The sequence below is a fragment of the Variovorax sp. KK3 genome, from assembly GCF_001984055.1.
Taxonomy (GTDB): Bacteria; Pseudomonadota; Gammaproteobacteria; order Burkholderiales; family Burkholderiaceae_C; genus Variovorax.
This window is the reverse complement of sequence record NZ_LYVO01000050.1, coordinates 14584-33948: the sequence shown is the minus strand read 5'-3', so window position 1 is coordinate 33948 and position 19365 is coordinate 14584. Positions and strand designations below refer to the sequence as shown.

Below are 19365 nucleotides of genomic sequence, written 5' to 3'. Positions count from 1 at the left end.
GAAATTGTAATGACCGACCCCGAGTACATGGACCGCGCCGAAGCGGCGCTGGCCGCCATCGAGCGCAGCTGCGACCACATCAACGACACGACGGATGCCGACCTGGACAACCAGCGCGTCGGCGGCATGATCACCATCACCTTTCTCAACGGCAGCCAGCTCATCGTCAACTTGCAGAAGCCGTTGCAAGAGATATGGCTCGCTGCGCGCTCGGGCGGCTACCACTACCGGCATGACGGCGGCGCGTGGGTCGACACCAAGAGCGGGGAGGAACTGTTCGGCCAACTGACGCGTGAGGCGAGCGCGCAATCGGGCCTGGCGCTGCAGTTCGCGGCCGGCTGAGCCAGCGTCGGCGTCAGTTGCGGAACAGGTCGAGGATGCGGCTGCGCTCTTCCGGCTGTGGCGCCGGGCCGATGGGCGCACCGGAAATCGCTTCGGCCGACGGCGTCGGCCCTGCCTCGACGCCGAGCGTGGCCACGCCGCGGCCAGGAGCGTAGTCGTCGTAGTACCACTCGCCACCGACGTTGACCACGCCGGGCGGTGCGGACGCCGTCAGCTCCGTCACGGGCACGCCCTTGATGGCGGTTTCCATGTAGCCGATCCAGATCGGCAGGCTCAGTCCGCCGCCAGTCTCGCGATCGCCGAGCTTTCGTGGCGTGTCGTAGCCCATCCACGCCACCGCGGCCATGGTCGGCTGGAAGCCAGCGAACCACGCATCGAGTGAATCGTTGGTGGTGCCGGTCTTGCCGTAGAGGTCGGGCCGCTTGAGCGTGGCCTGCGCCTTGGCGGCCGTGCCGCTGCGGGCAACTTCCTGCAGCAGGCTGTCCATGATGAAGGCGTTGCGTTGCGGGATCGCGCGCATCGTCTCGTTGAGCAGAGGCGGTTGTGTTTCCACCAAGACCTTGTCCTTGTGATCCGTGATCTTCGTGACGAGGTATGGGTTGACCCGATAGCCGCCGTTGGCGAACACCGAATACGCCGTGGCCATCTGCATCGGGGTGACCGCGCCGGCACCCAGCGCCATCGGCAGGTAGGCAGGATGCTTTTCGCGCTCGAAGCCGAAGTTGCCGATCCAGTCTTGCGCATAGCGCGTGCCGATCGATTGAAGAACCCGGATCGACACCATGTTCTTCGACTTGGCGAGCGCCCGACGCAACGACATCGGACCTTCGAAGTTGCCGTCGTAGTTCTTCGGCTCCCAGGGCTGGCCGCCGGTGGTGCCGGCGTCGAAGAACAGCGGGCCGTCGTTGACGACCGTGCCCGGCGTGAAACCTTTTTCGAGGGCAGCCGAGTAGATGAAAGGCTTGAAGCTCGAGCCCGGCTGGCGCCAGGCTTGCGTGACGTGGTTGAACTTGTTCTTGTCGAAGTCGAAGCCGCCGACCATGGCCTTGACTGCGCCATCGCGTGGGTCGAGCGCGATGAAGGCGCCTTCGACCTCGGGCAGCTGCGTGATTTCCCAGGTGTTCTTCGGGGTCTTCACGGCGCGGATCACTGCACCGCGGCGGATCTTGATGTTGGGCGGTGCCTTGTCGGCCAGGCCCGACTGCGCGGGCCGCAGCCCTTCGCCGACGATTTGCAGCGTGTCGCCGTTGCCGCGAACGGCGGTGATCTCCTTGGGGCTCGCCTTCAGCACCACGGCCGACATCACGTCGCCGTTGTCGGGATGCTCGGCCAGCGCGTCGTCGACGGCCTCATCCAGCTCCTTCGGATTGGTGGGCAGGTCGACGAACTTCTCGGGGCCTCGGTAGATCTGGCGCCGCTCGTAATCCATGATGCCCTTGCGCAGCGACTTGTAGGCAGCCGCCTGGTCGGCCGCTACCAGCGTCGTGTAGACCTTCAAGCCGCGTGTGTAGGTGCTGTCTCCGTACTGCGCATACATCAGCTGCCGCACCGTTTCAGCCACGTACTCGGCGTGCAGGCGCGTCGGGTCGGCACCGTCGCGCAGGTGCAGTTCTTCCTTCTTGGCCTCGGCAGCCTGATCGGCCGTGATGAATCCGGCTTCCTGCATGCGGTCGATCACATACAACTGGCGGCCGCGTGCGCGCGACGGGTTGTTGACCGGATTGTTCGCGCCCGGTGCCTTCGGCAGCCCGGCCAGCATCGCGGCTTGGGCGATGGAGATGTCCTTGAGCGGCTTGCCGAAATAGGCCTCCGAGGCGGCCGCGAAGCCATAGGCGCGATTGCCCAGGTAGATCTGGTTGAGGTAGATCTCGAAGATCTGGTCCTTGCTCAGAAGGTGTTCGAGCTTGAAGGTGAGCAGGACTTCATAGATCTTGCGCGTCAGGGTCTTCTCGGAACTCAGGTAGACGTTGCGCGCCACCTGCATCGTGATGGTGGAGGCGCCCTGGCTCTTGACGCGATTCATGTTCGCGAGGCCGGCCCGCACCAGGCCCTTGTAGTCGACGCCGCCGTGGTCGTAAAAGCGCGCATCTTCCGCAGCGAGCACGGCGTCCTTCATGACCTTCGGAATCGTGGCGATCGGCGTCAGGTTGCGGCGCTCCTCGCCGAATTCGCCGATCAGAATGCCTTCGGAGGAGAACACGCGCAGAGGCAGCTTGGGCCTGTAGTCGGCGAGTTCGGAGATGTCGGGAAGGTTCGGGTAGGCGACGGCCAATGCCACGGCCACGACGCAGGCGAGTGCCACTACCCCCGCCGCGACCATGCCCATGCCCCACAGCACGATGCGCACGAGCCAGGTGAGCCAGGCGGGGCGCGTGGTGGATGGGGATGGCTTGGCGGGCCCGTTGGGGCGTGTCTTTTCGGGCATGAGGGGGAGGTGAAGTCAACGCCGATTATAAAAAGCGGACCCCTCAGGCGGGTGTTGCGAGGGAGATAAAACCCAAGTACTCGCATTCGTGACGTAAGTTGTGAATCCGGCGTGTTACGTTCCCTTTTGACAACGCTTGATACAACACTTGAGGTTGTCGCGCTTGGTGGGCCGTAAACGTCCTGCTAGCATGCACCCACACGCAAATATTTCTAATCGTTACAAACGGAACGGGATTTATCTTGGCCGCTCTCGGAACGCTGTTTCGCCGTCAACCTGCGCCTTTGCTCGGGTTGGACGTCAGCTCGTCCAGTGTCAAGCTGGTCGAACTTGGCCGCGATGCCAGCGGCAAGCTGGTTCTGGAGCGCTGCGCGATCGAGCCTCTGGAGCGCGGATGGATCACCGACGGCAATGTCGAGAAGTTCGACGAAGTGGCAGAGGCCGTCCGGCGCGTCGTGCGCAAGAGCGGCAGTCGCACCAAGAGCGCGGCCTTGGCGCTGCCGCCATCCGCCGTCATCACCAAAAAGATCGTCCTGCCCGGCGGCATGAGCGAGCAGGAACTCGAGATTCAGGTCGAATCCGAGGCCAACCAGTACATCCCCTTCTCGCTCGACGAAGTGAGCCTCGATTTCTGCGTGATCGGCCAGAGCGCGAGCACGGTCGGCGACGTCGAGGTCCTGATCGCCGCTTCGCGCAAAGAAAAGGTGCAGGACCGCCAGGGCCTCGCGGAAGCAGCCGGCCTCAAGGCTGTCATCCTCGACGTCGAGTCGTATGCATCGAGACTGGCCACTGCGCGTCTGATCGAGCAACTTCCAGGGCAGGGCCGCGACGCGGTCGTAGCGCTGTTCGAAGTGGGCGCCTTCACCACCAGCATGCAGGTGTTGCGTAACCAGGAAGTTTTGTACGACCGCGACCAGGCTTTCGGCGGCGCCCAGCTCACGCAACTGATCGTGCGCCAGTACGGCTTCTCCGCGGAAGAGGCCGAAACCAAGAAGCGCAGCGGCGACTTGCCTGATGACTACGGCTCCGGTGTGCTCAAGCCCTTCGTCGCGAGCATTGCCCAGGAAATCGCGCGGGCCCTCCAGTTCTTCTTTACCAGCACACCGCACAACCGCGTCGACTACGTGCTGCTTGCCGGCGGTTCCGCTGCACTGCCGGGCCTCACGAGCGCCGTGACCCGTCAAACGTCGTTTGCCTGCTCGCTCGTCAATCCCTTCGATGGCATGGAAATCGGCGGCGGCATCCGCGAGAAGAAAGTTCGGCGCGAGGCGCCCTCGTACCTGACCTCGTGCGGCCTCGCGATGCGGAGGTTTCTGCAGTGATCCTGATCAACCTGCTCCCGCACAGGGAGGCTGCGCGCAAGCGCCGGCGCGAGACTTTTTATGCGACCCTGGGCGCTTCGGCCGTTCTGGGCTGCGTGATCGCCGGTGCGGCTTTTCTCTGGTACCAGGCGCAAATCGCCGGCCAGCAAACGAAAAACAGCCTGCTCCAAGCAGCGATCACCAAACTCGAAATCGAGATCAAGGAAATTTCCACTCTGCAGGCCGAGATCGCGGCACTGCGTGCACGCCAGACGGCGGTGGAAGATCTCCAGGGTGACCGCAACATGCCGGTGCATCTGCTCAACGAGCTCGTCCGGCAATTGCCCGACGGCGTCTACCTGACCAGCATGAAGCAGGAAAACCAGACCGTCACGTTGCTGGGCCAGGCCCAGTCCAACGAGCGTGTGTCGGAACTGCTGCGCAACCTCGGCAACAACAGCCCCTGGCTGGTCAAGCCGGAACTGGTCGAGATCACGGCCGGCAACGTCAGCCTGAGCGCGCGCGACCAGCGCCGCGTCGCGAACTTCACCATGCGCATCGGCCTCAAGCGGCCCACGGACGCCCAGAAGGCTCCGGGCGCAGCGGGCGCCACGGGCTCTGCCGCAATCAAGGGTTGAGCAGCACATGGCAACCAAACGCGCATCCAACATCGACATCGGCGCTGCCGTGCAGCGCTTCGGCGATCAGTTCCGCAACCTCAACCCCAATGACCCTTCGGTTTGGCCAGCGGTGCCGCGCTATGCGCTGTGCGTGCTGGTCGCGATCGTGGTCTTGGTCGCTCTCTGGTTCGTGTGGCTCACCAATTCGAACGACGAACTCGAGGCAGAGAAGGCCAAGGAAGTCGCACTGCGGGCCGACTACCAGAAGAAGGTGGGGCAGGCCGCCAACCTCGAATTGCTGAAGAAGCAGCGCGAGCAGGTGCAGCAGTACGTGACGCTGCTCGAGAAGCAACTGCCGAGCAAGGCCGAAATGGACGCCTTGCTCTCCGACATCAACCAGGCGGGACTCGGCCGCAGCCTCCAGTTCGAGCTGTTCCGTCCCGGCCAGGTCGTCGTGAAGGACTACTACGCCGAACTGCCCATCGCCGTGCGTGTGACGGGCCGGTACCACGACATGGGTGCCTTCGTCGCCGACGTCGCCAATCTCTCGCGGATCGTGACCCTCAACAACCTGACGGTCACCCCCGGCAAGGACGGTGCGTTGACCATGGACGCCACGGCGCGGACCTTCCGCTATCTGGACGAGGAAGAGCAGGCGGCGCAGAAGCGCGCCGCTGCCGAAGCAGCGAAGAAGAGATGAAACGGCTCATTTACTCACTGTGTCTCTGCGCCGCGGCCTTCGGTCTCGGCGGCTGCATGGGCTCCGACCAGGAAGAGCTCGCGCGCTGGATGGCCGATCAAAAGGCACAGGTGCGGCCGACCGTGCCGCCGATCACCGAACCCAAGAAGTTCACGCCCCAGGCTTTCACCGAGGGAAGTGCCTTCGAGCCCTTCAACATGCAAAAGCTGACGCAAGCCCTGCGCCGGGATTCGAGCCAACCCAGCACATCAGGGCTGATCGCACCGGAACTGGCACGGCGCAAGGAAGCGCTCGAAGCCTTCCCGCTCGACTCGATGGCCATGGTCGGCAGCATGATGCGTAATGGCCAGCCCGTGGGGCTGGTCACGGTCGACAAACTGCTCTACCAAGTGCGGGTCGGCAACTATCTGGGACTCAATTACGGGCGCATTACCCGTATCAGCGAAACCGAACTCGCCTTGCGTGAAATCGTGCAGGACGCCGCCGGTGAATGGATCGAACGCGTGGCGACGCTGCAGTTGCAAGAGAGGTCGAAATGAAACGCAAGAATTTCAAGGTCGCGCAGTGGTTGCGCGTCGTTGGCGCCGGCCTGCTCGCCTGTGGCGCGATGGCCGTGGCGCATGCGCAGAACGCAATCGAGTCGGTCACGACCTCGCTGCAATCCGGCGCGGAGGTCGTCCGTATCGACCTGGCTCAACCTCTGAATGCAGCGCCTCCCGGCTTCGCGATCCAGACGCCGGCACGCATCGCGCTCGATTTCGCGGGTGTCTCCAATGCCATCGGGCGCTCGACGATCGACGTCAATCAGGGCAATCTGCGGTCCATCAATGTCGTGCAGGCCGGTGAACGCACGCGCCTGGTTCTCAACCTGAAGCAGGCGACCGCGTACAAGGCCGAGGTCCAGGGCAAATCGCTGCTGGTGTCGCTCGAGCCCGTCCCTGGTGCGGCGCTCGTGGCTTCGACGCCGCAGGCCTTCTCGGAGAATCGCAATCGCGACATGCTGCCGCTGCGCGACGTCGACTTCCGTCTCGGTTCGGACAACACCGGCCGCGTGGTGGTCGATCTGGCCAACAACCAGGTGGGCGTCGACATCCGCCAGCAGGGACGCAACCTGGTGGTGGAGTTCACCAAGTCCACGCTTCCCGAAGGCCTGCGCCGCCGCCTCGACGTGTCCGATTTCGGCACCCCGGTCCAGACCGTGACGACGCAGCAGGCGGGCGACCGCGTGCGCATGATCATCGAGCCGCGTGGCGATTGGGAGCACAGCGCCTACCAGAGCGAGAACCAGTTCGTCGTCGAAGTGCGTGCCCGCAAGGTCGACCCGACCAAGCTCACGCAGGGTGTCGGCTACACCGGCGAGAAGCTCTCGCTGAACTTCCAGAACATCGAGATCCGTTCGCTGCTCCAGGTGATCGCGGACTTCACGAACTTCAACATCGTCACCTCCGATTCGGTGACGGGTGCGCTCACCCTGCGCCTGAAGGACGTCCCGTGGGACCAAGCCCTCGACATCATCATGCAGGCGAAGAACCTGGGCATGCGCAAGAACGGCAGCGTGCTGTGGATCGCACCCAAGGACGAGATCAACGCCAAGGAAAAGCTCGAGTTCGAGGCCCAGGCCGCGATCCAGAACCTGGAGCCGCTGCGCACGCAGTCCTTCCAGCTCAACTACACCAAGGCGGTCACGATCGCCCAGGGCCTGACCGGCTCCGGTGCGGCCAGCGGTGGCGGCTCTGGTAGCACGACCCGCATCCTGAGCCCGCGCGGCAGCGTGATCGCCGAATCGCGTACCAACCAGCTGTTCGTGTCGGACATCCCGTCGCGGCTGCAGCAGGTTGCCGAGCTGATCCAGAAGCTCGACATTCCGGTGCGCCAGGTGCTGATCGAAGCGCGCATCGTCGAGGCGTCGGACACCTTCGGTAAGTCGCTGGGCGTGAGGCTCGGCGGCGGCGTCGCCGGTGGCACGGTGGGCTCGAACAATGGCCGTCCCATCTTCGGCAACGTCGGCGCGTTCCCGACGGTGACGCCAGCGACCGGGACGACCCCGGGCAGTGCGCTAACCACCTTCACGAATTCGAACTTCGTCAATTTGCCTTCCACCGGCGTGGCCGGCAACGGCAATGCACCCGGCACCTTCGCCATCTCGCTGTTCAATTCGAGCTTCTCGCGCATGTTGAACCTCGAAATCTCGGCGCTCGAAGCCGATGGCAAGGGCAAGGTGGTGTCCAGCCCTCGCGTGGTGACGGCCGACCAGACCAAGGCGCTGATCGAGCAGGGCACCGAACTGCCCTACCAGGTCGCGACCTCCAGCGGTGCGACTTCCATCGCGTTCCGCAAGGCCAACCTCAAGCTCGAGGTGACGCCGCAGATCACGCCCGAGGGCAACATCATCCTGACGCTGGACGTCAACAAGGACACCGTGGGCCAGGCGACGACCGCCGGTTTCGCGATCGACACCAAGCACGTGCAGACCGAGGTGCTGGTCGAAAACGGCGGCACGGTGGTCATCGGTGGTATCTTCGAGCTCACCGAAACCAACAACGAATCGCGTGTGCCGGTGCTGGGTGAAGTTCCCTATATGGGGGCGCTGTTCCGCAAACGCGAGCGCGTTATCAACAAGACAGAAATGCTCGTCTTTATCACCCCGAAGATGATTACCGACCGTAACGCCGCGCGCTGACGCGCGCCGGCGTTCGCAACACGCGTGGCGGTCGCACTCATCGGCCTGCCGGGCGCCGGAAAATCCGCAGTGGGCCGGCGCTTGGCCCAGCGGCTCCAGTTGCCCTTCATCGACAGCGATGACCTGATCGAGCGGCGCATCGGCTGCTCCATCCGAGACTACTTCGAGCGCGAAGGCGAGCAGAGCTTTCGCGATCTCGAACAAGAAGTGATCGCAGAACTGGCGGCCGCCTCGCATGGCATCGTGTCCACCGGCGGCGGCTCGGTGCTCCGCGAGGCCAACCGCCTGCAGCTGCGCGAACGTTTTCACGTGATCTACCTGCGCTCCTCGCCCGAGGATCTGTTCCGCAGACTGCGCCACGACGTCAAGCGGCCCTTGCTCCAGGTGGCCGACCCGCTGGGTCGACTGCATGAGCTTTACAGCGCACGCGATCCGCTCTACCGCGAAACGGCGCACGACGTGGTCGAGACGGGCCGGCCATCGGTCGCAATGTTGGTGAACATCATCGTGATGCAGCTGGAAATGGCGGGCCTCATACCCCCCGGCACGGGAAGCGATCCGCATCACTGAGCCGAAGGCCGCGCGGCATGCGCCTACACTCGGGGCCATGCCAGTGTCCGTCTCCCCCGAGCGGGTCGAGATCCAGCTCGGCGAGCGCAGCTATCCGATCCTGATCGGCAGTGGCCTGCTCGGCGAGCCGGGCCATTTCGATGCCGTACCTGCCGCCGCCGCGGCCCTGATCGTCAGCAACACCACGGTTGCGCCCCTGTACGTTCGAGCCTTGCGCGACACCCTGTCCGGCCGCTTCCAGGCGGTGCACGTTCTGGAACTGCCCGACGGCGAAGTGCACAAGGATTGGCAGACGCTCAACCTGATCTTCGACGCGCTGCTGGGTCACGGCTGCGATCGCCGGACGGTTCTGTTCGCGCTCGGTGGCGGCGTGGTCGGCGACATGGTCGGCTTTGCCGCGGCGAGCTACATGCGGGGCGTGCCCTTCGTCCAGGTGCCGACCACCTTGCTGGCACAGGTGGATTCGTCGGTGGGTGGCAAGACGGCCATCAACCATCCGCTCGGCAAGAACATGATCGGCGCCTTCTACCAGCCGAGGCTGGTGCTGTGCGACCTGGCCACGCTGGCGACCTTGCCGGCACGCGAGCTGAGCGCAGGCCTGGCCGAGATCATCAAGTACGGCCCGATCTACGACATGGCGTTCTTCGATTGGATCGAGGAACACATCGACGGATTGATGGCCCGCGACCCGGCCGCGCTGGCGCATGCGGTGCGGCGCAGCTGCGAGATCAAGGCAGCCGTGGTGGGGAAGGACGAGCGTGAGACGGGTCTGCGCGCCATCCTGAATTTCGGCCATACCTTCGGCCATGCGATCGAATCGGGTCTCGGCTACGGCGAGTGGCTGCACGGCGAAGCCGTCGGATGCGGCATGGTGCTGGCGGCACGCCTGTCGCAGCGGCTCGGCGGCGTGGACGAAGCTTTCGTGCAGCGGCTGACAGCCCTGATCGAGCGGGCCGGCCTGCCGGTGGTGGCGCCAGCGCTCGGCGCCGAGCGCTACCTCGAGCTGATGCGCATCGACAAGAAATCCGAAGCCGGCGAGATCCGTTTCGTGGTGATCGACAAGCCTGGCTCGGCCGTCATGCGCGGCGCCCCCGATGCCATCGTGCGCGAGGTGCTGGCGCAAGGCTGCGCGGCCTGACCAGGACGTTGCACGTGCGCTCCGCCCGGTCGCCCGAAGGCGTTCGACTCTTCCTTGTGAAGCGCTCGCGCAAGGCGCAGCCGGTGGCGAACGTGAGCAAGGCGATCCCGTGAACCTGGCCCCCTACGCCAGTCACCCGGCGCGTTCTCGCGGCAGGCGACACCCGGAGCCGCCGGCGCCGACGCGCGACGCCTTTCAGCGCGACCGCGACCGCATCGTCCATTCGACCGCCTTCCGACGTCTCGTCTACAAGACGCAGGTCTTCCTCAACCACGAAGGTGACCTCTTTCGCACCCGGCTCACCCATTCGCTCGAAGTGGCGCAACTCGGTCGCTCGATCGCGCGGGCATTGCGCCTCAACGAAGACCTGGTCGAAGCCATCGCCCTGGCCCATGACCTGGGCCACACGCCGTTCGGCCATGCCGGGCAGGACGCGCTCGACGCCTGCATGGCCGGGCACGGCGGCTTCGAGCACAACCTGCAGAGCCTGCGCGTGGTGGATGCGCTCGAACTCCGCTATCCACAGTACGACGGTCTCAACCTGAGCTTCGAGACCCGCGAGGGCATCCTCAAGCACTGTTCGCGCGCCAACGCCGAACGACTGGAGGCGGCCGAGCCGGGCGGCATCGGCCGCCGCTTCTGCGAGCGCAGCCAACCCGGGTTGGAAGCGCAGCTGTGCAACCTGGCCGACGAAATCGCCTACAACGCGCACGACATCGACGACGGCGTGCGCTCGGGGCTGATCGAGCTCGACGCGCTCGACGAGGTGGCGCTCTTCAGCCGCTACCTGCGCGAAACGCGTCACGAACATCCGCAGCTTCAGGGGCGGCGCGTTCTCTACGAAGCCATCCGGCGCATGCTGAGCGCGCAGGTCTACGATGTGATCGACGCGACCGGCAGTGCGATCGAAGCGGCGGCCCCGGCCGATGCGGATGCCGTGCGCCGTGCCGCGCCGCTGGTGCATTTCAGTCCGGCCATGCGTGCGCAGTCCATCGAACTGAAGCAGTTTCTCTTTCGCAACCTCTACCGTCACCCGCGCGTAATGCAGACCACCGGCCGGGCGCAGGAGGTGGTCCGCGAGCTGTTCGCCGCCTACACCGACGACCCCGCCCAGATGCCGGCGTCCTATACGCAACGCGATGACCCGCAACGTGCGGTGGCCGACTACATCGCCGGCATGACCGACCGCTTCGCGATGCGCGAGCACGAGCGCCTGACGGGTCGGCGGTGGATCGAACCATGAAGCAGCTTCATCCGGCGAAGGCCGCCGACCGCATTCCCGGCGCTGCGCTTGCCGTCGTGCTGGCCGGCGTCGCCGCGGCGCTGCACCTGGGCAAGCTGCCGCCCGCCGTGCCGGCGCTGCAGGCGACGCTCGGTATCGGGCTGGTCGAAGCGGGCTTCCTGCTGTCGCTGGTGCAGGTGGCCGGCATGACCCTGGGCATGGTGGTCGGGCTGATGGCCGACACCGTCGGCTTGCGGCGCAGCATGCTGGCCGGCCTGGTGGTGGTTACGGTGGCCAGCATCCTCGGCGGCGTGGTCGGTGGCGCACCCGATCCGGGCCCGGCCACTGTCCGCTGGCTGTTCGCCTTGCGTGCCCTCGAAGGCGTGGGCTTTCTGCTGGCCGTGATGCCGGGGCCCGGGCTGATACGCGCCCTGTCACCAACGGATGCAGAGAAAAAGGCGCTGGGCCTCTGGGGTGCCTATATGCCGCTGGGTGTGGCATTGGCGCTGCTGCTCGGTCCGCTGCTGATCGCCTGGCGCGGCTGGCCAGGCTGGTGGTGGATGTTGTCAGCCGTTTCGGCAGCCGCGGCGCTGTGGGTCTGGCGGGTCGTGCCGGTGGACAAGCCATCGCCTGTGAAAGAAGCGATGCCGGCGCAAGGGTCGAGCCGCCTGCTCGACACCGTCCGATCCCGCGAGCCCTGGACCCTCGCCCTGGCTTTCGCGGTGTACTCGTCGCAATGGATGGCCGTCATCGGCTTCCTGCCCGCCATCTATGCAGAAGCCGGCGTGCCAGCCGGCTGGAGCGCGGGGCTCACCGCCCTGGCCGCTGCGACCAACATCGTCGGCAACGTCTTCGGCGGGCGCTTCTTGCAGCGCGGCGTTGCGCCGGAGCGGCTGTTGCGCTGGGGCTTCGTAGTGATGGCGCTCGCCAGCGTCGCGGCCTTCGCGCAGATCGGGCCTGCAGCCAGTGCGGTGAGCCTGCCGCCGGCTTTGCGCTACCTGGCCATCTGCCTGTTCTCGCTGGGGGGCGGCATGATTCCGGCCACCCTGTTCATGCTGTCGGTGCGGCTTGCGCCCGGGCCGTCGACCGTGTCCACCACTGTGGGGATGATGCAGCAGGCCTCGTCGCTGGGTCAGTTCGTCGCGCCGCCGGTGGTTGCATGGATTGCGCATCGCGTGGGCGGGTGGCAGTGGACCTGGGCCGTCACGCTGGCTTGCTCGATGGCGGGCCTGGCCCTGGCGGCGCGCCTGGTTCCGGCGCGGGCACGCTCGGGAAATGTCGCATGAACCGCGCTGCCCCTGTGTCCGCCGAACAGGCGCTGGCCGACACCCGGCGTTGGCTCGAGCGCGCGGTGATCGGGCTCAACCTGTGCCCGTTCGCGAAGGCCGTGCACGTGCGAGGCCAGATTCATCACGCCGTCTACCTGCCGGCGGACGAGGGTGGCTTGCTGGACGCACTGCTCGACGAGGCCCATGCGCTGGCCGCCTGCAGTGCCGCCGAGCGCGACACCACGCTGTTGATTGTGCCGAACAGCCTGGCCGATTTTCTGGACTTCAACGCGTTCACCGGCCGTGCCGAGCGCCGGCTCGAACGCGCGGGATTCGAGGGCGACTTGCAACTCGCCAGCTTTCACCCGCGCTTCCAGTTCGCGGGCACCGATTCCGACGACATCACGAACGCGACCAACCGCGCGCCTTATCCCATGCTGCACCTGCTGCGCGAAGACAGCGTGAGCCGTGCCGTCGATGCGTTTCCGGACGCCGAGGCCATCTTCGAGCGCAACATGCAGACCCTGGAGCAATTGGGCGCCGACGGCTGGGCGGCGCTCGATGTCGGGCCGGGAGGAGCAACACGATGAGCAAAGCAGTCACGGCAGCGCCGACGAAGGCGGAGGCGGAACTCCAGCAGGTTCTGCGTCCGGGGCAGTCGGTCGAATTGCTCAAGGAATTGCACATCCTCACCCGCGAGGGGCGGCTCAACCAGGATTCGCGGCGCAAGCTCAAGCAGGTCTACCACCTGTTCCAGTTCATCGAGAAGCTGCTGGCCGAGCTGCCGGAAGAGGGCGGCGAAGCTACTCTGGCCGACCACGGGGCCGGCAAGTCGTACCTCGGCTTCATCATCTACGACCTGTTCTTCCGGGCACGCGCCGGCGGGCACGTGTACGGAATCGAGACGCGGGCCGACCTGGTCGACAGGTCGCGCGCGCTGGCTGCCCGACTGGGGTTCGACCGCATGTCGTTCCTCAACATCAGCGCAGCCGAATCTGCCGACGCTGCCGAGCTTCCCGAGCGAATCGACGTCGTGACGGCGCTGCATGCCTGCGACACCGCCACCGACGACGCCATCGCCTTCGGGCTGGCGAAACAGGCGCGCTTCATGGCGCTGGTGCCGTGCTGCCAGGCCGAGGTGGCGGCCTGCCTGCGCCAGGGCAAGGCGCTTTCGCTGTCGCGCACGCCCCTGGCCGAGCTGTGGCGGCACCCGCTGCACACGCGGGAGATCGGCAGCCAGCTCACCAACGTGCTGCGCTGCCTCTATCTCGAGGCGCACGGATACCAGGTGACGGTGACCGAGCTGGTCGGCTGGGAGCACAGCCTGAAGAACGAGCTCATCATCGCCCGCCGCACCGGTCACCGCAAAGCCAGCGCCGCGGCCCGGCTGCAGGAACTGCTGGCCCAGTTCGGCCTTGAGGCACTGCTGGAAACGCGCTTCAGCCTGCGCTGAAAAGATGGCACGCCTGCCTCGCCTGACGCTGGCCGATCAGCCGCACCACGTGATCCAGCGCGGCAACAACGGCCAGCCCATCTTCGTCGACCATGCCGACCGCGAGATGCTGCTGGGCCTGCTCGGCGAGAACGCCCAGCGCTTCGGCATCGCGCTCCATGCCTATGTGCTCATGGACAACCATTACCACCTGCTCGCCACCCCGGCCAGCGACGATGGACTGCCCTTGTGGATGCAGTCGGTGGGGCGCCGCTATGTGCGCTACTTCAACGATCGCCACGGCCGCACCGGCACCTTGTGGGAGGGCAGGTACAAGTCCACGCTGATCCAGACGGATCGCTACCTGCTGACCTGCATGGCGTACATCGACCTGAACCCGGTGCGGGCCGGGCTCGTGAACGACGCGCGCGACTATCCGTGGTCGAGCCATGCGCACTACGCAGGCCTGCGCCACGACAAGCTGCTGACGCCCCATTCGCTGTACTGGACGCTCGGCAACACGCCCTTCGCGCGCGAGGCGGCCTACGCCGAATTGGTGCGCGGGGGCGTCGCAGCGGCCGACCAGCTCGCTTTGACGGACGCCACCTTGCACGGCTGGGCGGTCGGCAGTCCTGAATTCATCGAGAAGCTTCAGAAGAACACAGTGCGTCGTGTGCTCAAGGCTCGGCCGGGACGACCGCCTCTTTCGCGCGGCTGAGCCGACAGCATTTTTGCCTTTGCCGGCTTGTCGCTCGCGGAGCGGCAGTCGCTCAATTCAATCTGTCCCCTTTTCTAATCCGACGCAAAAAGTCAACATTTAATTGGAATCTGACCCCGAATTAAGTGCTTGGCATTGTTTGTGCAACGCAATATCCTTCCCCTCCCTGCGAAAAAACTGAAGGAGTGCGCCATGACGACGGCTGCCGAGATCGAATATCTCCAACAACACGGCCTCTATTCGGCCGCCGACGAGCACGATGCCTGCGGCGTCGGCTTCGTCGCCCACATCAAGGGCGAGAAGAGCCACAACATCGTGGTGCAGGGTCTCAAGATTCTCGAAAATCTCGACCACCGCGGGGCCGTGGGCGCTGACAAGTTGATGGGCGATGGCGCCGGCATCCTGATCCAGCTGCCTGACCTGCTGTACCGCGAAGAGATGGCCGCGCAGGGCGTCACGCTGCCGCCGCCCGGCGAATACGGCGTCGGCATGATCTTCCTGCCCAAGGAACATGCCTCGCGCGAAGCCTGCGAACAGGAGATGGAGCGCGCGATCAAGGCCGAAGGCCAGGTCCTGCTTGGTTGGCGCGACGTGCCCGTCAACCGCGACATGCCGATGTCGCCCAACGTGCGCAAGAAAGAACCGCTGCTGCGCCAAGTCTTCATCGGCCGCGGCAACGACGTGATCGTGCAAGACGCACTGGAGCGCAAGCTCTACGTCATCCGCAAGACGGCCAGCGCCAACATCCAGCGCCTCAAGCTCAAGCACAGCAAGGAGTACTACGTCCCCAGCATGTCGAGCCGCACTGTGGTCTACAAGGGCCTGCTGCTGGCTGACCAGGTCGGTACGTACTACCTCGACCTGCAGGACAAGCGCTGCGTTTCGGCCCTGGGCCTGGTGCACCAGCGCTTCTCGACCAACACCTTCCCCGAGTGGCCGCTGGCCCACCCGTACCGCTACGTCGCGCACAACGGCGAAATCAACACGGTCAAGGGCAACTACAACTGGATGAAGGCGCGCGAAGGCGTGATGTCGTCGCCGGTGCTGGGCGCCGACCTGCAGAAGCTGTACCCGATCAGCTTCGCCGACCAGTCCGATACGGCCACCTTCGACAACTGCCTCGAACTGCTCACGATGGCCGGCTACCCGATCAGCCAGGCCGTGATGATGATGATTCCCGAGCCGTGGGAACAGCACGCGACGATGGACGTTCGCCGCCGCGCCTTCTACGAATACCACGCCGCCATGCTCGAGCCGTGGGACGGCCCGGCATCCATCGTCTTCACCGACGGCCGCCAGATCGGCGCCACGCTCGACCGCAACGGCCTGCGCCCGTCGCGCTATTGCGTCACCGACGACGACCTGGTCATCATGGGTTCGGAGTCCGGCGTGCTGCCCGTGCCCGAGCAGAAGATCGTGCGCAAGTGGCGCCTGCAGCCCGGCAAGATGTTCCTGATCGATCTCGAGCAGGGCCGCATGATCGACGACGAGGAAGTCAAGGCCACGCTCGCAAACAGCAAGCCCTACAAGCAGTGGATCGAGAACCTGCGCATCAAGCTCGACAGCGTCGAGGCCGAGACCGTGCAGGCGCCCGTCAGCCAGGTCGCGCTGCTCGATCGCCAGCAGGCCTTCGGCTACACGCAGGAAGACATCAAGTTCCTCATGAGCCCGATGGCGCAGGCCGGCGAAGAGGGCATCGGCTCCATGGGCAACGACAGCCCGCTGGCCGTGTTGTCGAACAAGAACAAGCTGCTCTACAACTACTTCAAGCAGTTGTTCGCGCAAGTGACCAACCCGCCGATCGACCCGATCCGCGAGGCGATCGTGATGTCGCTGGTGTCCTTCATCGGCCCGAAGCCGAACCTGCTCGACATCAACCAGGTCAACCCGCCGATGCGGCTCGAAGTGAGCCAGCCGATCCTCGACTTCGGCGACATGGCGAAGCTGCGCGACATCGGCAAGTACACGCAGGGCAAGTTCAAGAGCTACACGCTCGACATCACTTATCCGCTCGCTTGGGGCGAGGAGGGCGTCGAGGCCAAGCTCGCGTCGCTGTGCGCCGAGGCGGTCGATGCGATCAAGGGCGGCAACAACATCCTGATCGTGAGCGACCGCGCGGTGAGCCCGACGCAGGTTGCGATCCCGGCGGTGCTGGCGCTGTCGGCCATCCACCAGTACCTCGTGCGTGAAGGTCTGCGCACCACGGCCGGCCTGGTCGTCGAAACGGGCTCCGCGCGCGAAGTGCATCACTTCGGCGTGCTGGCCGGCTATGGCGCCGAGGCCGTGCATCCGTACCTTGCCATGGAAACCCTGGCCGCGATGCACGAAGACCTGCCCGGCGACCTGAGCGCCGAGAAGGCGATCTACAACTACGTCAAGGCGGTCGGCAAGGGCCTGTCGAAGATCATGTCGAAGATGGGTGTCAGCACCTACATGAGCTACTGCGGCGCGCAGCTCTTCGAATGCATCGGGCTCAACAGCGAGACCGTGGCGAAGTACTTCACCGGCACCGCCAGCCGCGTCGAAGGCATCGGCGTGTTCGCGATCGCGCAGGAAGCCATTCGCATGCACAAGGCCGCGTTCGGCGACGACCCGGTGCTCGCGCACATGCTCGACGCCGGTGGCGAATACGCCTGGCGCACGCGCGGCGAAGAGCACATGTGGACGCCCGACGCCATCGCCAAGCTGCAGCACAGCACGCGCTCGAACAACTTCAACACCTACAAGGAATACGCGCAGCTCATCAACGACCAGAACCGCCGACACCTCACGCTGCGCGGCCTGTTCGAGTTCAGGATCGATCCGTCCAAGGCGATTCCTGTCGACGAGGTCGAAGCGGCGAGCGAGATCGTCAAGCGCTTCGCCACCGGCGCGATGTCGCTCGGCTCGATCAGCACCGAGGCGCACTCGACGCTGGCCGTCGCCATGAACCGCATCGGGGGCAAGAGCAACACGGGCGAGGGCGGCGAAGACCCGAACCGCTACCGCAACGAGCTCAAGGGCATCCCGATCAAGATGGGCGACACGCTCAAGAGCGTGATCGGCGAAGCCAACGTCGAGGTCGACCTGCCGCTGCAGGACGGCGATTCGCTGCGCTCGCGCATCAAGCAGGTGGCGTCGGGCCGCTTCGGCGTCACGGCCGAGTACCTGGCGTCGGCCGACCAGCTGCAGATCAAGATGGCGCAGGGCGCGAAGCCGGGCGAAGGCGGCCAGCTGCCGGGCGGCAAGGTGTCGAACTACATCGGCCAGCTGCGCTACTCGGTGCCGGGCGTGGGCCTCATCTCGCCGCCGCCGCACCACGACATCTATTCGATCGAAGACCTGGCTCAGCTCATTCACGACCTGAAGAACGTCGCGCCCCATGCGAGCGTGAGCGTCAAGCTCGTGAGCGAAGTGGGCGTGGGCACCATCGCGGCCGGCGTGGCCAAGTGCAAGAGCGACCACGTGGTGATCGCGGGCCATGACGGCGGCACGGGCGCATCGCCCTGGTCCTCGATCAAGCACGCGGGCAGCCCGTGGGAAATCGGCCTGGCCGAGACGCAGCAGACGCTGGTGCTCAACCGCCTGCGCGGCCGCATCCGCGTGCAGGCCGACGGCCAGATGAAGACCGGCCGCGACGTCGCCATCGGCGCGCTGCTGGGCGCCGACGAGTTCGGCTTCGCGACCGCGCCGCTGGTGGTCGAGGGCTGCATCATGATGCGCAAGTGCCACCTCAACACCTGCCCGGTGGGCGTGGCCACGCAAGACCCGGTGCTGCGCAAGAAGTTCTCGGGCAAGCCCGAGCACGTCGTCAACTACTTCTTCTTCGTCGCCGAGGAAGTGCGCCAGATCATGGCGCAGCTGGGCATCCGCAAGTTCGACGACCTCATCGGCCGTGCCGACCTGCTCGACACCCGGCAGGGCATCGAGCACTGGAAGGCGCGCGGGCTCGACTTCAGCCGCCTGTTCGCCCAGCCGAACGTGCCGGCCGATGTGCCGCGCTACCACGTCGAGAACCAGGAGCACGGCCTCGAGAAGAGCCTCGACGTGAAGCTCATCGAGAAGTCGCGCCCGGCGATCGACAAGGGCGAGAAGGTGCAGTTCATCGAGGTCGCGCGCAACGTCAACCGCTCCGTCGGCGCGATGTTGTCGGGTGCCCTGACCAAGGTGCATCCGCAGGGCCTGCCCGACGATTCGATCCGCATCCAGCTCGAAGGCACGGGCGGCCAGTCCTTCGGCGCCTTCCTCGCGCGCGGCATCACGCTGTACCTGATCGGCGACGCCAACGACTACACCGGCAAGGGCCTTTCGGGCGGCCGCGTGGTCGTGCGGCCGAGCCTGGACTTCCGCGGCGAAGCGGTGCGCAACACCATCGTCGGCAACACGGCGCTCTACGGCGCGACCACCGGCGAGGCCTACCTCTGCGGCGTGGCCGGCGAGCGCTTCGCGGTGCGGCTGTCGGGTGCGACCGCGGTGGTCGAGGGCACGGGCGACCACGGCTGCGAATACATGACCGGCGGCACGGTCGCGGTGCTCGGCAAGACCGGCCGCAACTTCGCGGCCGGCATGAGCGGCGGCGTCGCCTTCGTCTACGACGAGGACGGCCAGTTCGCTTCGCGCTGCAACCTCGCGATGGTGTCGCTCGACAAGGTGCTCACCTCCGCCGAGCAGACCGCGAGCGTGCACCGCAAGATCTGGCACGACGGCGAGACCGACGAGGCGCAGCTCAAGAAGCTGCTCGAGGAGCACCACCGCTGGACCGGCAGCAAGCGCGCACGCGAACTCCTCGACACCTGGGCCGTGACGCGCACGAAGTTCGTCAAGGTGTTCCCGAACGAATACAAGCGCGCTCTGGCCGAAATCCACGACCGCAAGGTCGAGCTCACGAGCAGCGGCAACAACGCGCACGTCGGCCTGGAGCCGCACGCGACCGCCAGCAAGCCCGTGGCGGCCGTCTGACGCCGGCTTCG

15 protein-coding genes are annotated in these 19365 nt (G+C 65.7%); 14 read left to right on the top strand and 1 reads right to left on the bottom strand.

The annotated features are described in order from the left end of the window. Positions 1–9: 9 nt before the first annotated feature. Positions 10–342: an iron donor protein CyaY gene (cyaY, locus tag B0W80_RS21960; RefSeq protein ID WP_077001287.1), complete on the top strand. Its 333-nt coding sequence runs from the start codon at positions 10–12 to the stop codon at positions 340–342. A gap of 13 nt (positions 343–355) precedes the next feature. On the opposite strand, the gene B0W80_RS21955 is transcribed toward cyaY, so the two are convergent. Then, positions 356–2767, bottom strand: coding sequence for a penicillin-binding protein 1A (locus B0W80_RS21955; RefSeq protein WP_077001286.1), 2412 nt, complete (start codon positions 2765–2767; stop codon positions 356–358). Between the two features lie 242 nt (positions 2768–3009). On the opposite strand from B0W80_RS21955, the gene B0W80_RS21950 reads away from it, so the two are divergent. The 13 genes from B0W80_RS21950 (at position 3010) to B0W80_RS21890 (ending at position 19354) form a co-directional block, all read left to right on the top strand. After that, positions 3010–4089 (top strand): pilus assembly protein PilM, encoded by a 1080-nt coding sequence (locus tag B0W80_RS21950; protein WP_077001285.1) that lies wholly within the window; start codon positions 3010–3012, stop codon positions 4087–4089. After that, positions 4086–4706 carry a PilN domain-containing protein gene (locus B0W80_RS21945; RefSeq protein ID WP_077001284.1) on the top strand — a complete coding sequence of 207 codons (621 nt, stop codon included), beginning with the start codon at positions 4086–4088 and terminating at the stop codon, positions 4704–4706. The genes B0W80_RS21950 and B0W80_RS21945 overlap by 4 nt, the downstream gene beginning before the upstream one ends. A gap of 7 nt (positions 4707–4713) precedes the next feature. Then, complete coding sequence (locus B0W80_RS21940) at positions 4714–5388, top strand: type 4a pilus biogenesis protein PilO (protein ID WP_077001283.1); 675 nt, start codon at positions 4714–4716, stop codon at positions 5386–5388. After that, entirely contained in the window at positions 5385–5927 is a 543-nt protein-coding gene (locus B0W80_RS21935; protein WP_077001282.1) for a pilus assembly protein PilP, read from the top strand. The genes B0W80_RS21940 and B0W80_RS21935 overlap by 4 nt, the downstream gene beginning before the upstream one ends. Further along, entirely contained in the window at positions 5924–8068 is a 2145-nt protein-coding gene (pilQ, locus tag B0W80_RS21930; protein ID WP_077001281.1) for a type IV pilus secretin PilQ, read from the top strand. The genes B0W80_RS21935 and pilQ overlap by 4 nt, the downstream gene beginning before the upstream one ends. 24 nt (positions 8069–8092) lie before the next feature. After that, complete coding sequence (locus tag B0W80_RS21925; RefSeq protein WP_077001280.1) at positions 8093–8638, top strand: shikimate kinase; 546 nt, start codon at positions 8093–8095, stop codon at positions 8636–8638. Between the two features lie 37 nt (positions 8639–8675). Next, positions 8676–9776: a 3-dehydroquinate synthase gene (aroB, locus tag B0W80_RS21920; RefSeq protein WP_077001279.1), complete on the top strand. Its 1101-nt coding sequence runs from the start codon at positions 8676–8678 to the stop codon at positions 9774–9776. Positions 9777–9885: 109 nt separating this feature from the next. Further along, positions 9886–11019 carry a deoxyguanosinetriphosphate triphosphohydrolase gene (locus tag B0W80_RS21915; RefSeq protein ID WP_077001278.1) on the top strand — a complete coding sequence of 378 codons (1134 nt, stop codon included), beginning with the start codon at positions 9886–9888 and terminating at the stop codon, positions 11017–11019. Continuing rightward, a complete protein-coding gene (locus B0W80_RS21910) occupies positions 11016–12284 on the top strand; it encodes a CynX/NimT family MFS transporter (RefSeq protein ID WP_077001277.1) in 1269 nt (422 codons plus the stop codon). Before B0W80_RS21915 ends, B0W80_RS21910 begins: the two co-directional genes overlap by 4 nt. Further along, positions 12281–12856, top strand: coding sequence for a DUF1415 domain-containing protein (locus tag B0W80_RS21905; RefSeq protein WP_077001276.1), 576 nt, complete (start codon positions 12281–12283; stop codon positions 12854–12856). The genes B0W80_RS21910 and B0W80_RS21905 overlap by 4 nt, the downstream gene beginning before the upstream one ends. Further along, on the top strand, positions 12853–13719 hold the full coding sequence (locus tag B0W80_RS21900; RefSeq protein WP_077001275.1) for an SAM-dependent methyltransferase: 867 nt from the start codon (positions 12853–12855) through the stop codon (positions 13717–13719). Before B0W80_RS21905 ends, B0W80_RS21900 begins: the two co-directional genes overlap by 4 nt. 4 nt (positions 13720–13723) lie before the next feature. Next, complete coding sequence (locus tag B0W80_RS21895; RefSeq protein ID WP_077001274.1) at positions 13724–14416, top strand: transposase; 693 nt, start codon at positions 13724–13726, stop codon at positions 14414–14416. A 192-nt stretch (positions 14417–14608) separates the two neighbouring features. Beyond that, a complete protein-coding gene (locus B0W80_RS21890) occupies positions 14609–19354 on the top strand; it encodes a glutamate synthase-related protein (RefSeq protein ID WP_077001273.1) in 4746 nt (1581 codons plus the stop codon). Positions 19355–19365 lie beyond the last annotated feature (11 nt).